Origin of the sequence: Nocardia sp. NBC_01327 (genome assembly GCF_035958815.1) — a bacterium.
Classification (GTDB): domain Bacteria; phylum Actinomycetota; class Actinomycetes; order Mycobacteriales; family Mycobacteriaceae; genus Nocardia.
The window spans coordinates 7033320-7047625 of sequence record NZ_CP108383.1; the positions used below are offsets into that span (position 1 = coordinate 7033320).

13 protein-coding genes are annotated in these 14306 nt (G+C 67.6%); 6 read left to right on the forward strand and 7 right to left on the reverse strand.

Translation table 11 applies throughout. The features are described 5' to 3' along the window. Positions 1-30: 30 nt before the first annotated feature. Positions 31-1032 carry a hypothetical protein gene (locus OG326_RS32490; RefSeq protein ID WP_327140942.1) on the forward strand — a complete coding sequence of 334 codons (1002 nt, stop codon included), beginning with the start codon at positions 31-33 and terminating at the stop codon, positions 1030-1032. Between the two features lie 50 nt (positions 1033-1082). Beyond that, positions 1083-1817 carry a hypothetical protein gene (locus OG326_RS32495; protein ID WP_327140943.1) on the forward strand — a complete coding sequence of 245 codons (735 nt, stop codon included), beginning with the start codon at positions 1083-1085 and terminating at the stop codon, positions 1815-1817. Positions 1818-1954: 137 nt separating this feature from the next. Here OG326_RS32495 and OG326_RS32500 read toward each other — a convergent pair whose 3' ends face one another. The 3 genes from OG326_RS32500 to OG326_RS32510 form a co-directional block, all read right to left on the reverse strand. After that, positions 1955-5248: an arabinosyltransferase domain-containing protein gene (locus OG326_RS32500; protein ID WP_442791071.1), complete on the reverse strand. Its 3294-nt coding sequence runs from the start codon at positions 5246-5248 to the stop codon at positions 1955-1957. Between the two features lie 159 nt (positions 5249-5407). Beyond that, positions 5408-5908 (reverse strand): hypothetical protein, encoded by a 501-nt coding sequence (locus OG326_RS32505; protein ID WP_327140945.1) that lies wholly within the window; start codon positions 5906-5908, stop codon positions 5408-5410. 202 nt (positions 5909-6110) lie between these two features. Then, positions 6111-7439 carry a DNA polymerase IV gene (locus OG326_RS32510; RefSeq protein ID WP_442791072.1) on the reverse strand — a complete coding sequence of 443 codons (1329 nt, stop codon included), beginning with the start codon at positions 7437-7439 and terminating at the stop codon, positions 6111-6113. A gap of 293 nt (positions 7440-7732) precedes the next feature. On the opposite strand from OG326_RS32510, the gene OG326_RS32515 reads away from it, so the two are divergent. Then, a complete protein-coding gene (locus OG326_RS32515; RefSeq protein WP_327140947.1) occupies positions 7733-8611 on the forward strand; it encodes a UTP--glucose-1-phosphate uridylyltransferase in 879 nt (292 codons plus the stop codon). A 182-nt stretch (positions 8612-8793) separates the two neighbouring features. Continuing rightward, positions 8794-9834: an alpha/beta hydrolase gene (locus OG326_RS32520; RefSeq protein ID WP_327140948.1), complete on the forward strand. Its 1041-nt coding sequence runs from the start codon at positions 8794-8796 to the stop codon at positions 9832-9834. 4 nt (positions 9835-9838) lie between these two features. Here OG326_RS32520 and OG326_RS32525 read toward each other — a convergent pair whose 3' ends face one another. Together OG326_RS32525 and OG326_RS32530 are read right to left on the reverse strand one after the other, a co-directional pair. Further along, positions 9839-10828: an SMP-30/gluconolactonase/LRE family protein gene (locus OG326_RS32525; RefSeq protein ID WP_327140949.1), complete on the reverse strand. Its 990-nt coding sequence runs from the start codon at positions 10826-10828 to the stop codon at positions 9839-9841. Positions 10829-10946: 118 nt separating this feature from the next. Further along, positions 10947-11390: a MarR family winged helix-turn-helix transcriptional regulator gene (locus OG326_RS32530; protein ID WP_327140950.1), complete on the reverse strand. Its 444-nt coding sequence runs from the start codon at positions 11388-11390 to the stop codon at positions 10947-10949. 54 nt (positions 11391-11444) lie between these two features. Here OG326_RS32530 and OG326_RS32535 point away from each other — a divergent pair, with 54 nt between their 5' ends. After that, the gene (locus OG326_RS32535; protein ID WP_327140951.1) at positions 11445-12482 is read left to right on the forward strand and encodes a hypothetical protein; all 1038 of its coding nucleotides are present in this window, start codon (positions 11445-11447) and stop codon (positions 12480-12482) included. Between the two features lie 4 nt (positions 12483-12486). On the opposite strand, the gene OG326_RS32540 is transcribed toward OG326_RS32535, so the two are convergent. Further along, positions 12487-13029 carry a TetR/AcrR family transcriptional regulator gene (locus OG326_RS32540; RefSeq protein ID WP_327140952.1) on the reverse strand — a complete coding sequence of 181 codons (543 nt, stop codon included), beginning with the start codon at positions 13027-13029 and terminating at the stop codon, positions 12487-12489. A gap of 73 nt (positions 13030-13102) precedes the next feature. Between OG326_RS32540 and OG326_RS32545 the strand changes: the two genes are divergently transcribed. Then, on the forward strand, positions 13103-13516 hold the full coding sequence (locus OG326_RS32545) for an organic hydroperoxide resistance protein (protein WP_297621796.1): 414 nt from the start codon (positions 13103-13105) through the stop codon (positions 13514-13516). Positions 13517-13522: 6 nt separating this feature from the next. On the opposite strand, the gene OG326_RS32550 is transcribed toward OG326_RS32545, so the two are convergent. Further along, positions 13523-14062, reverse strand: a complete 540-nt coding sequence (locus OG326_RS32550; protein ID WP_327140953.1) for an NlpC/P60 family protein — start codon at positions 14060-14062, stop codon at positions 13523-13525. Positions 14063-14306 lie beyond the last annotated feature (244 nt).

Here is a 14306-nt window from a genome sequence, read left to right on the forward strand (position 1 = left end):
TTATCAGGAAGTGGTCGTAACCTGTTCGACGTGACGGTGTTGTCTTCATCCCCCAGCTCGGCGAACGCCACCGCACCCTGTTCCGGCTCACCCGGCCGGCCTCGACCGGGACTGCGCAGCACCCGATCCGGTGTCCTGCTGCTAGTGCTCGCGGTGACGCTTTCCGCCTTCGGAGTCGGCTGCAGCGACCACACCGAGGGCGCCGCCGAATCCGACAGTGCGGAACCGCTCGGCATCGGCAAAGAGGTCACCATGCCCATCGCGGCGGTGACCACCACCATTGTCGATCCGGGCGCCGAACCGCGCTCCGCACTGCGGCCCGCGCTCGAACAGGGCACCACCCAGCAGGTGACGCTGCGCACCGACCACCACATCGAACAGCAGATCAATGCGCAGGCGGTGCGTGATTTCTCCCCGCCCGCCGTGACCATTCCGCTCACCGCGCAGGCGGGCAGCGACGGTGTGGAGCTGACTCTCGGCACCGTCACCTCGCCCGATCCGGCGCTGGCCAAGGCCCTGCTGCCCGCGGACGGCTCGCACGCCGGCTTCGATATCAGCGATGTGGGTGCGATCACCGCGCTGCGGATGGCGCCCAAGCCCGCCACCTCCGATGCCGCCCGCGCGGCGCTGGAGCAGGCGTTCTATCAGGCGGTGTACCAGTCCATCGCGTTCCCGGACGATCCGGTCGGGGTGGGCGCGGTGTGGACGGTGCGCCAGCAGGTTTCCGGCAGCGTGCCGCTCGAGCAGGTGACCACCGCGACGCTCACCCGCCGCGACGGCAATCTGCTCACCATCGAGCTCGATGTGGTGCAGACCCCGGAGACCACCGTGTGGCGGCTGCCCAATCAGGCCGGGCAGCTGGAGATCGTGGACTACCTCATGCACGGCACCGGGACCATCGATGTGGATCTCGGTCTGCCGCTGCCCGTTTCGGGGCAGGTCGAAGTCGGCGGCAATCAGACCTACCGCGATCCCAGCAGTTCGGTGACGCTGAGCCAGACGCTGCGCACCCAGGTGCAGTGGGGTTCCTGACCCGCGTGGCGGCGCCGACCACCGCACGGCCTGCCGGGCATGATGGCGCGGTGACCGCATCCACCACCACACCCCGGCGGCGGCGCGGGCGGACCGCGCTCGTGCTGCTGCTGAGTACCGCTGCCGTATCCGCCTGTGGTTCCCACGATTCCGCCGCGCCCGCACTGCCGACGCTGGGGCCGACCGTGCAGCCCAAGGCCACGGTCGCCCCGGCGATACCCGATGTGATCACGCTGCGCGCCCAGCTGCTCGATGTGCCGCAGCTGCCCAGCGGGTACTCCTCGCTCGGTGATCCGGCGCCGGGCAGCACCACCGGCGCGGGTGCGCGCACCACACCCGCACAGTGCGCGAAAGTGCTGGCGCCCATTGCCGAACAGGCGCCGAACGCCGTCACCCGGGCGGCCGCGCAGTACGGCGGACCGGACTTCGACAGCATCGATATCGATTCCGCGGCCTATGCGAACGACGGAGCGGCGCAGGCGTTCTCGGCGGCGCAGACGCTGCTGCGGCAGTGCGAAACGTATTCCAGCACCGATACCGACGGGTCGAAGGTGCAATTCCAGGTCGGCGGACTGGATCAGCCGACCGCCGGGGACGGATCGTTCGGGTTCCGGGTGCACACCACCAGCCAGGGGCTCACGCTGTACACGGCGGTGAGCATCACCGTGGTGGGTTCCACCGTCGTGCAGCTGGCCATGTCCAGCACGAAAGAGCCTGATCCGCAACAGCTCAGCGCGCTGACCGACGCGCAGGTGCACAAGCTGCGCGGCGACGCCGGGCCGTAGCCTCGATGACGGACGCGCCCGCCGCGAGCCGTCCACAGACGACCGCGCCTCCCTCGGCCGGATATGACCGCGCACCGCCGTCCGGATATGACTGCGCCCCCGCCTCGAATTCGAAGCGGGGGCGTGGTGTTTCCGGACTACTGCCAGCCGGTCACATTGATCGGACCGGGACTCGACAGGGCCGAGTGCGTCTCCGGGGTGACCCTCGGGAGCGCGCGGATGGCGGTGTCGTCGATGCGCGAGAACTGTTGCAGCTCACCCCAATCCCGGCGCCAGTCCTGGTTCAGGTAGGTCGCGAGGGTGTGCGGGCGCAGCAGCATGGAGCTCCAGCCCAGCGGACCGCCGCCCTCATGGCTCTCCCAGGCGTTCGTATCCTTCGCGCCGCCGCGATCGGGCAGGATCCGGTAGCCCGGCACCTCGGCGATGCCGACCTTGTGATCGAACGGGCGCTGGCACGGGAATTGCAGGCCGACAGCCCAATCCAGCAGCACCGGCTGCGTGGAGCCGATCAGATCCTGCAGGATGCGGGTCTGCGGGACGCGCGGCGGGGTCAGGGCGACCCACTGCTTCGGATCACGGTCGCGATCGGTGGCGACCAGGCGGACCACGGTGGCATCGGCCGGGATATCGGTGAACGGCACCCGCAGATTGCGCCAGGTCGGCGACGGGCCGATATCGATCGGCGTGACCCGGCCCTGCGGCTGCGCCTCGCCCGCGGGATCGGCTGTACCGTATTCGATTTCGACGGACTGGCCGGGGGTGACGATGCCGTCCTTGTCGACGGAGCGAATGCGGCCGGCGGCGGCGATGGAGATGATGCCGCCGCGGTGGGCGGTATCGGGGAGCCGGTACCAGCCGGTGGTGAGGGAGGCGATGGATTCGGTGGTCCCGCTGGAACCCAGCACCGGCACCCGGGCGGGGTCCAGGCCGAACGGCAGTGCGGCCGTGGTGGTTCCGGTTTCTCCGGCGGTGGACTTATTGTTCAGCGCCGTGGTGATGGCACTGGTGTCGACCTCGTCGTCGGCGGTCATATCGCCGGCGACACCGGTGGGGGTGAAACCCTTGGCGTCGGCAGAGAAGGTGCTGAAGGCGTCACCGGTCAGCGGCGCTAGCAGGCCCGCGTTCGGATCGGTTTCCACCAGGACATCGCGGGCCAGACCGCACGGTTCACCCATTGCCGCAGCCACATTCGAGCGGGCCAGGGAGAACGCCGGGCCCTGCGCGGCCGCGGCCTTGGCGAACGAGGCGACCTCGAACAGCACCATGAACGCGGCGACCACGGTCAGGGGCGGGATGGAGGTCAGTCGCCAGGCCTGCCGGGAAATGCGGTGCGGGGCGGTCGCCGGATCGGGCGCGCGCACATGCCACCAGCCGGCCAGCGCGAGCAGCGCCAGCGCGGCGAGCAGGAAGACCTTGTTCAGGCCGATACCGGCGATCACCACCGGCTTGTCGTTCCACGGAATGCCGTAGTTGGAGACGTACCACCAGCCGTTGATGCTGGAGAAGGTGATGGCCAGCGCGAAGGCGACAACAGAGGCGAAGAGCGCGCGATTGCGGGGCGAGCGCATGACCTTCGGGCCCAGCGCCACCGCCGCCAGCACCGCGACCACACCGGCCAGTCCGGCGTAGATGCCGTTGTGGTGCGTCCACTTGGTCGGCGTGGTCATCATCAGCAGGATCACGCCGACGGTGCTGCCGAGCACGCGTCGTGCCGGACCGGAGGCCACGGTGGGAATCCGGCCGCCCTTGCGCAGCAACACCAGTGCGACGGCCGCGATGCCCAGCCAGAGCATGAACATGCCGAAGCGGCGGGCCACCGAACCGTCGATGGTGTCCATGAACAGGTACTGGTAGCGCAGGTATTCGTCCGGCCACTTCACATCCGGGCCGACGATGGAGTGCACGCGCTGCATCTGGAGCATGGACGAGAGCGGCTGCACGCCGAACATGGCGACCAGCACCACGGTTCCGGCGGCGACCAGCGGCGCCGACAGGGTGAGGTACGCGAGGAAGCGGGCGCGCACCACGGTGAGCACCCCGGCGTTCGCGGCGGTCGGCTTGCTCAGCGCGGCGGCCCGGGTATCGAGCACCCGCCACACCGGGCGGATACCGGCCAGCAGCGGTGCGAAACAGATCACGCCCGACGGGCCGACCGTACAGGCGAAAGCGCCGATGGCGATGGCGACACCGTAGGGCAGCAGACGCCGGGTCGCGATCGAGCGCTCCACCGAGACCCAGGTCAGCAGGACGGCCAGGCCCACCATGGCCTCGGGGCGCAGGCCGTTGTTGTACGGCATCCAGACCGCCAGGAAGCCCAGCGCACCCGTCCACACCGCGACCCGATTGCGGCTGATGCGCGCACCCAGGCGGGGAATGACCTCTTTGCTGATCGCCAGCCAGCAGACGAATCCGGCCAGCAGGGCGGGTAGTCGGACGAACGGGCTCGCGACGCTGATCTCGGCCAGACGGCCGATCAGGTCGTAATACGGTGTGCCGACCGGGTTCTCGGGGACGCCGAAGTAGGCGAAGTAGTTGGCCATATAGCCGGCGCCTATGGAGGTGCGGGCCATGCCGAACTGGTAGCCGTCATCGGAGGTGGTGGAACCGATGAAATGCCACAGCACCAGGGTGCCCAGCACCGTGGCGTCCACGGCGGTGAAGCTCCACCAGCGCTGCGGCAGGAAGCGCCGGGCGCGGCGGCCGTCGCGGCGGTCCAGGCGGTAGAGGGCGAACAGTGCGAGCAGCGTGCCCAGCACCGCCGTCCACATGGCCAGGCGCTTCACCAGGGTCGGGTGCGCGGAGAAGCGACTGTCGACCTGGGCGGTGACCGTGGTGCCGTCCGGTGCGGTCAGATCGCTGAAAATGCCGACCAGCTGCGGGCGGTAGTCACCGGTGAGAGTGACCGGGGTCACGCTGGAGCCGGTGAGAGCCAGTGTGGCCTTGGCCATTTCGGTGTGCACGGTGAGCGCGCAGCCGGGCGGGAGCTCATCCACCGGGACGCTCAGCAGGGACTGATTGTGCAGTACCGCTTCGAGTTTGCTGGGCGTGGTCGTTCCGTCGGCAGCGGTGGTGACCGCGGTCACTCGCGCGACAAAACCGTATCGCTCCAGATTGGGGGCGCCGTTGGGACCGGTCGCGATCAAGGTCCCGCCGTGCGAACCGAGCTGCGCCACAGCCGAACACGGAATGGTGGCGTCGAAAGTCAAGGGCGCGTACGAGACCAGCGGAGCCTCCACGCTGCGCGCCGAATCACCTTGTGGCCAAGAGAGTGTCGCGGCATCCACCCGCACCGGCAACAGCGGCACCGCCACCGCGCACACCACTGCGATCAGACCTGCGATCAGGGCAAGCGGCCGTTCCCATCCCCCGGGTCTGCCTCGCACGGTTTCGGGTCCAGCTCGTCCGGCGGAATCCTGCCCCGCCTTCTCCATCACGTCGGTCACGATCGCCGATCCTAAGCGGCGCTCCGCACCTTCCGCGCCACGGTCACCGAACCACTCAAATCGCCCAGGTCACGGCGAGGGTCCCGGGGCCCGCACACGCGAACGGGCCCGGCACTCCAGTGGAGCGCCGGGCCCGTTCGGGAAGATTTAGGTGCAGGCCGGGGAGGTCTGGTTCGCGAGCGACAGCGTGTTGCAGATCCACTCCTTCTGGACCTTCCACTTGCCGTCTTCGGCCACGAAGGGCACAACCATCTGCTGCGGCGCGCCGCCATTGATCGACGCCTGGGCGTCGGCGGTGATGGTGCCGTTGCCGAGGTCGGTCACATTGGTGACCGTGATGGTGGCGTTGTTCTGCTTGTAGGCGTCGGCCAGCCGGTTCGGGAGGCTCGGGTCCGCCTGCACGCCCTGCATCATGTCCAGCTTCTCGGAATCCGGGATGGACGGATCGAGGGCCTTCTGCAGCTGGGTGTTGAGGTCCGCCGCGGTCGGGGCCGGCGGGAAGTTCTGGGCGGCCGAGGTGCTCGCGGCGCTGGTGGTGTGGGTGACCTTGGTGCCCGGCTTGTCACCGCTGCCACACGCCGACAGCCCGAGTACGGTAACGACGGCCAGTGCGGCGACCGTGATGCGTCCAGTCTTCTGAAGCTTCAACTGCTCGTCCTTTGCGTTCGAGTAGGTCCGTTCGACAACGTGACAGCTACACCCGACCGGCGACGCTGCACGACGACACAGAGGCTACCAACGACATCCGCGAGAAGCCGCCTCCGAACACGCTGCGAAGGCACTTTCAGTCCGAATCCTCATAATCGCCGCATTCGTCCCTTACTTCCGGACCGAAAAGCCTTGGCGGGCCTCAGCGCAGACTCTCGAGCGGATCGGCGCGGGTCAGCGCGGTATCGGTAGCCGCGAAGGTACGCGCCGGACCCGTTCCGGTGGAGCGGGTCTCGAATCGGACCGTCACCACCCCGTGCCCGGCGCCCTGCACCCAGCCGTGCCCGAATTCGGTGTGCGCCACATCCAAGCCGGGATACCAGCTCGCGGTGCCGTAGGAGCGGGCGGCGGGCGGCACCACCGGATCCGGCGCGACGGCCAGTCCGAGCGTGGGCTCCTCGGACACCGATTCGGCAATGGGGTCGACGGCCTGGTCCAGCTCCGGGAACAGCGATTCCTGCCGAATCTCCGACAGTCCGGCGAAACCCACACCCACCAGGCGGATGGACCCCAATTCCGCCGGATCGATGGCCGAGCGCTGCGCGGCCGCGGTGAGCGTGGCCAGCTCCTCGGTGGCATAGGGCAGCGTGGAGGAGCGGGTCACAATGCTCATATCGGCCCTTTTCAGCTTGAGCACCACCGTGCGGGCCGCGCGGCCGTCCGCGATGAGGCGCCGGTGCGCGGACACCGCCATGGCCTCGATCGCCGGGCGGAGCTGAGCCAGCGTGACGATATCGGTCTCGTAGGTGGTCTCGGCGCTGATCTGTTTGGCCTCCGCGCGCTCGGCGACGGGCCGATCGTCGATGCCGCGCGCCAGCCGATGCAGCGCAATGCCCACGGCGCTACCGAGAATCGAGGCCGCCTCGGTCTCGGGCAGCGCCGCGAATGCCCCGACTGTCTCGATTCCCATTGAGCGCAAACGACTTTCGGCGACCGGGCCGATGCCCCAGAGCCGCCGCACGGGCAGCGCGGCGAGAAACTGCAGCTGCTCGGCGGGCGAGACCACCCGCACCCCATCGGGTTTCGCCATATCGGAGGCGATCTTGGCGAGCTGCTTCCCGCTGCCCGCACCCACCGAGGCCACCAGACCGGTGCGTTCGCGCACCAGGGCGCGCAACTGCTCGCAGAATTCGAGCACCTCGGCGGAGGTGGCCCCGGCCAATTCGGCGGGCTCGCCGAACGCCTCGTCGAACGAGAGCGTCTCCAGCACCGGAATACGTGAGCGCAACGCCTCGAACACCTGCCCGCTGAGTTCGGCGTAGACGACACCGCGCGGGGGCACCACCACCCCGTTCGCACCCACCAGCCGGCGGGCCTGATGCATGGGCATGGCCGAGCGCGCCCCGAACACGCGCGCTTCATAACTCGCGCCCGCCACCACCCCGCGGCCGCCCATTCCGCCGACGAGCACCGGCCGTCCACGCAGAGTCGGCCTGGTCAGCTGTTCGACCGAGGCGTAGAACGCGTCCATATCGATGTGCAGCACCCAGCGCCGGCCCCGGCGGGCATCGGCATTCGCCCGGTCATCGGCCCGGTTTGCCACTGGCACAGCCGGACGCTGACCGTTGACTGGGAGGCTGCTGCCGGTCTGCTGCGAATTCGGCTCCCCCGCCGAGCGCCCCGAATCGACCCCGCGCACCCCCGACGGCCCACTGTGACCAGGCACAATTCGCTCGTCTGCGGAATAGGCAGCGGTGTTCACGATCCGGAATCTACGCGTCACTACCGACAGGCCGGGACATCGCCGTGTGTGATGATCGGACCATGACGATTCGCAAGGCCGTGATTCCCGCCGCCGGCATCGGTTCCCGCCTGCTGCCACTGACCAAAGCGATTCCGAAGGAGATGCTCCCGGTCGGCGACAAGCCGGTCATCGAGCACACCGTCCGCGAACTGGTGGCCTCCGGCATCACCGATATCACGATCGTGGTGAGCAGCGGAAAGTCCTTGATCCAGGACCACTTCCGGCCCAACCCGCAGCTGGTGGCGCAATTGCGCGCCGACGGCAAGGCCGCCTACGCCGATGTGGTCGAGGAGGTCGGCGAGCTGAGCCGCCGCGGCCACATCACCTATCTGGACCAGCACGGCCCCTACGGCAACGGCACCCCCGTGCTGAATGCCGCCCGCACCCTCGGCGACGAACCGATGCTGGTGCTGTGGCCCGACGATGTTTTCGTCGCCGCCGTGCCGCGCGCACAGCAGCTGATCAACGCCTATGAGAAGACCGGCGCCCCGGTGCTGGCGCTCATGCCCATGGACCCGTCCGATTCGCAGCGCTACGGCGTCCCGGTGGTCGAGGAGACCGCGGGCGACGGGCTCATGCGCATCAGCGGATTGAAGGAGAAGCCGAAGCCCGCGGATGCGCCGTCGAGTTTCGCCGCCGTCGGCGGCTATGTGGTGACGCCGGGCATCATCGCGGAACTGCGCTCGCAGGTGGACAACTGGTACACCCACCGCACCGGCGAGGTGTACCTGACCGATGCCATCAATATCTTCGCCGCCTCGAACCCGGTGTACGGCCAGGTGATTCAGGGGCACTGGTACGACACCGGCAACCCGGCGGACTACCTGGTGGCCCAGTTCGCCTCGGCGCTGGCGCATCCCGAGTACGGCCCGCTGCTGCGCCAGCTCGTCGCGGAGTAGGCCTCACCAGCGAAAAGTCACAAATGCGTCAAACAGGCTCCAGCACGCCACCACCTTTTTCGTCAAAACCCGAAACATAGGGGCAACATTTGGCGATCATCCGTGCGGGAGATACTGGCTAGTACGGGAGTTCGGTTTTGCTTTGCGACAGTGCCATTTTTCACCGATGTGGCACACGGGCGATGGCGCTCGCAGCCACGGCCACCCTCTTCATCGGTTCACTCACCACCCTGGCGGCCACGGGGACGGCGCTCGCAGCGCCACCCGACCCCATCACCAGCACCGCAACCCTCGCCGGCACACCGGTTTCCGATGACGGATCGAAGATCTCCGCCTTCGAGGTGCGCGATAAGCACAATCTCACCCTGCACGTGCACTCCGCGGCCATGAAGGACGATGTCACCGTGGACGTACAGCGCCCGGCCGACGCCTCGGTGGCCCGGCCGGTGCTGTATCTGCTCAACGGCGCGGGCGGCGGTGAGGATACGGCCACCTGGAAGCGCAATACCAATGCCACGCAGTTCTTCTCCGATAAGAACGTGAACGTGGTCATGCCCATCGGCGGCGCCTTCAGCTACTACACCGACTGGCGCGCAGTCGATCCCAAACTGGGTCTCAATATGTGGAAGACGTTCCTCACCGAGGAGCTGCCCCCGCTCATCGACGGCGCCTTGAACACCAATGGATTACGCGCCATCGTGGGCATGTCCATGTCGGGCACCTCGGTCCTGCAGTTGCCGATCGCCAAGCCGGGGCTGTACAAAGCGGTCGCCGCGTACAGCGGCTGCGCACAGATCAGTGATCCGATCGGGCGCAATTTCGCCCAGCTGGTGGTCTCCATCGGCGGCGGCAATCCGGTCAATATGTATGGGCCGGTGGATGATCCGGAGTGGGCCGAGAACGACCCGTATCTGCACGCCGACGCACTGCGCGGCCTCGATCTCTACATCTCCAACGGCAGCGGGCTGCCCGGGCGGCACGACAATGTCGCCGATACCCGCAGTCTGGGCCCGGCCGACGGCGGGATCATGCAGCAGTTGCTGGTCGGCGGCATTCTGGAGGCGGCCAGCGACTGGTGCGCCCGGAATCTGCAGACCAAGTTGGCGCAGTTGAACATTCCCGCCACCTTCGATATCAATCAGGCGGGCACCCATTCGTGGGGTTACTGGGAGGACGCGCTGCGCGCCTCGTGGCCGGTGCTGGCCAAGGGCCTGCAGCTGTAATCCGCTACGGCAGTGGGACTATCACCACGCGATCGTCCCGCAGGGCGGGGATCCAGAGATTGCGCCCGGCCGGATCGACCGCGAAATCGGCCGGGCCGTGCAGACTCTCGGGCAGGTTCACGGCGGTGACCTCGACGCCGTCCGGCCGGTAGATCGTCATCCGGCCGGGCTGATCACCCTGGCCGGACACCCAATCGGAGACGATCAGATTTCCGCCGGGCAGTACCGAGACCCCGTCGAGCACCCCCTGCACGGCGCCGATCCGCTGCGGCGTGACCGGATGCTGTGTCAGATCTATCCGCCAGAGATCGCCGCCGGTGAAGGACACACCCTCACCGACCACGTAGGCGAACCGGCCCGTCCGGTCGAGCGTGATGCCGGTGGCGCCCGGAATTCCGGTGGCCACCGGATCGAACGTCCCGGTGGCCAGGTCGAGCCGGTACACCGCACCGCGCAGCGTATCGGTGATCAGCAGCGTGTGCGGATCCCGCAGCGCCAGATCGTCGAACAGCGCGGGTGCGTTGTCGCCGAGCCGGGCTTCGAAGACCTGAGCGTGACTGTCGGTATCGAAGCCGACCACCCGATCGACATCGGTGACGAAGACCCGATTGTCGGTGTACGCCAGCCCTTTCGGTGCGTTCAGCGGTGGATCGCCGGGGCGGGGCATGGCATGGCGGGCCGTCACCGTGCCCACCGAGTTCAGTTCGGTGAGATAGCCGTCGCCGTCCTGGGCGGGCTCCCGGGCGGCCCCGATATTGGAGATGAACCACCGGTCGCCCGCGAACAGCACGCTCTCGGGAGAGGAGAAGCCCTCGAGGGAACCGGGTTTCGGGGCGGCGCCGGGCGCGTGCGCCGCGGCGGGGCCCGCGGTTCTGATGGTGCCGCCGTCCCAGGTGCCGCATCCGGTGGCGGCCACCAGCAGTAGGACGCCGACGCAGGTCGCTACTATCGCGCGACCGCTCTCGACTGCGAAACCGTTCGACCTCTGGGGCATGGCGCCCACCCTCCGACGGGAGATCCCGCCGACTCGCGGGACCGGTTCAGTGTATCCAGCAACCGGCGCGCGACTGACCGAAATCGATTGAACTCCAGCCTGTTTCAGTACACGTCAACTACTGGTCGGCGGCGTTGTACCGGACCAAATAGTCCGCCATGCGAGCAATGTCCGCATCATCCCAGTCGCGCAGACGATCCGCGAAGGCCTCGGCCCGGCGGCGCGCGGCATCGCCAGCAACCTGCCGGCCCGCCGCGGTCGCCCGCAGCACATGGTTGCGCCGATTGGCCGGATCCACCTCCCGGGTGAGATAGCCGAGATGTTCCAGGGCCGCCACCTGGCGGCTCACCGTGGACTTGTCGAGGTGGAAGTGCCCGGCCAGATCGCTGGCCAGACAGCCGTCACGTTCGATGACCAGATCCAGAATGCTCGACGCCACCAGCGACAGCTCCGGATGCAGTTCGGCGGCCCGGCCGCGCGCGCGGCGCGAGAAGGCGGTGAGCTCGCGCTGTATGACCTCGATCGCGTCCGCACGACCCGGGAATGCCGATTCACTCTTCATAGTTGTATAGTACAACCTAGATAGTTGCATTTACCAACCATTTGGAGAGAGATCATGATCTCGGCCCAGATCCGGCATATCGCCACCCACCTGCTGACCCCGCTGCTCATGTGCCTGGGCATGGGGCTGGCCTATCTGGGCGCCTTCCACCAGCCCGCGCCCAACCATCTGGCGATTGCGGTGGTCGGCGATTCGGCGCAGGTCAAGGTGCTGGCGCAGACGCTCAAGGACACCGGCGGCAACGCACTCGACGTGATCACCCTGCCCAGCCGCGATGCCGCCGTCACCCAGCTGCGCAATCGCGATCTCGCGGGCGCCTACGTCCCCGACGCCCAGCATCCCGAGGCGCTGGTCGCCAAGGCCGGATCCGACACCACGGCCATGGCCGCCGAGGCGGTCTTCGGACAGGTCGCCGCCGAACAGGGCGCGGTGATGACCACCACCGATATCACCACCGCCGCCTCCGGCGATCCCACCGGGCAGGGCATCTTCTTCCTGCTGGTAGCACTGAGCATCGGCTCCTACGGCAGTGTGGCGGCCATCGGCGCGGCCGGCGCGGGCATGTCCATGTGGGCCAAAGGCCTTATCGGACTGGTCACTTCGCTGCTGGTCAGCCTCATCGGCCTGGCGCTCGCGGGCCCGGTCTTCCATATCGTCGACCATGACAATGCCGCCGTCTGGGCCATGTCCTGGCTCTACTCCGCGGGCATTCTGGCGGTGGGCATCGGCGCGCACACCTTCCTGAAGCGCTGGACCACACTCGCCATGATGGTGCTGTTCGTCATGCTCAACTTCACCAGTTCCGGCGGCGTGTACACCCCGTGGCTGCAGAACGATTTCTTCGGCGCCCTGCACTCCTTCTGGAACGGCGCGGGATTCGTCGAGGGCGCGCGCAGCCTGCTCTACTTCGACAGCGCGGGCTTCGGTCCCCGGCTCACCAGCCTGTTCGCCTGGTTCGGCGCGGGTCTGCTGGTCATGGTCGCCGCCGCCGTCGCCGAGAAGCGCCGGGCAGCGAGCGCACCCCGGCACGCGGCGGTCGCCGAACCGGCCGCCGAGGCCGAGGAGGAAATGGAGGAGACGGTCGGCGTCTGAGCGGTCAGGGGTGGGTCACCAACTGCGCCAGCGCAATTCGAATCCCCGCCTGTACCGTCTCGTCATCGCCCAGTCCCCCGCTGAGGGCGACACCATCCCGAGTCAGCAGTAGTGCGCGCGCCGCCCGGTCCGGATCATCGTGACCGGCGGCGCGCAGCCGTATGGCCATGAGTTCGCGGAACCAGCCGCGATAATCGTCGACGACCTTGCGCACCGCATGCTCGGGGTTCGGAAACTCCACGGCCGCATTGAGAAACGGGCAGCCTCGGAAGCCGGGACCACAGCTGAGCTCGCCGAGCCGTTCGAAAATGGTGACGATACCCTCGGCGCCCGCGCCGGGCACCGACTCCAAAACGTCGCGCTGCCGGTCGTATTCGCGCACCAGATAGGCCACGACCAGGTCTTCCTTGGTCTTGAAGTGGCGGTAGAAGGTGGCCTTGGCAATGCCGGCCTCCGCGATGATCCGGTCGATGCCCACGGTGTGAATGCCCTCGGCATAGAACAGCCGAGTGGCCGTATCGAGGAGTCGTTCACGGGCTTCGCTCATATCCTTGACTCTAGCAGACAGATCTGTCTACTCTTGATCGGGAAGCACAGACAAGTCTGTCTAGGAGGACGCAATGCCCGCTCTTTACACCGCAGTAGCCACCTCGGTCGGCCGCGACGGCCGTTCGCTCAGCGATGACGGCGTGCTCGACCTGAAGCTCGCCCGGCCGAAGGCCATGGGCGGCGTCGGCGACGGCACCAATCCCGAGCAGCTCTTCGCCGCCGGTTACTCCGCCTGCTTCGCCAGCGCGCTCCAGGTGGTCGCCAAGCGCAAGAACATCGAGGCCAGCGAGGCCGCGGTCACCGCCGAGGTCACCCTGAACACCCAGGAGGGCGGCGGTTTCGGGCTCTCGGTCGTGCTGCGCGTCGAACTCCCCGAGCACCTGCAGAACGAGCAGGGCCGTGAGCTCGTCGAGGCCGCACACCAGGTGTGCCCGTACTCCAATGCCACCCGGGGCAATATCCCGGTGGAACTGGTTGTGGAGTAACAGGATTCAGTAGAACCGGCGGATGGTGTAGATGTCGAACTGCGCCAGCGGGGTCAGGCCGACCGGCACGCCCCAGTCGTAGGCATTGAGCACATTGCCGCCGCCGGCATAGATGCCCACATGCGAGGCATCGTCGTTCAGAATGATCACATCGCCGGGCTGCAGCGCGCCGAAGGGGACCTCCAGGCCCACTTCGGCCTGCTGCCAGGTGGTGCGCGGCATATCGATGCCGACACTGCGGAAGGCCCACTGCACCAGGCCGGAGCAATCCCAGGCATCCGGGCCGACCCCGCCCCACAGGTAGGGCTTGCCGGTCTGGGTCTGCGCCAGACTCAGCGCGATCATGGCACGGGGGCTGGCCATGGGCATTTGCGCGGAGCCGCTGGCACTTCCGGAGGCGGAGCCGCTCGCGCTGCCGGAGGCCGAACCCGAGGCCGCGGACCCGGTATCGGCGTGGACGGTTCCCGCCCAGAGCGCTCCCGCCAGCAGCAAAGCCGCCGCTGTTGTCAGAGACGACGCGAACCGTCGTCGCAGCCTTCGTGTCATGCACTCGCCCTTCAGCTCAACGGCGCTGACCGGGTGTGGACACATAGCTCTAGCAACCATTCCGCATTCAGAACGATCACCAGGGAGACTGCACAAAAGCTCCGTAGCCGGTACTACATGTCGTGACGTTCAGCGCTTTTCGTCTGGAACTAGCGAAACAACTCGAAATGGCCGTAAAGCTATACGTTATCTCTACAGTTGCTGTTCTATCCCATTCGAAACACGCTTCACAAGGGGTTCGCCA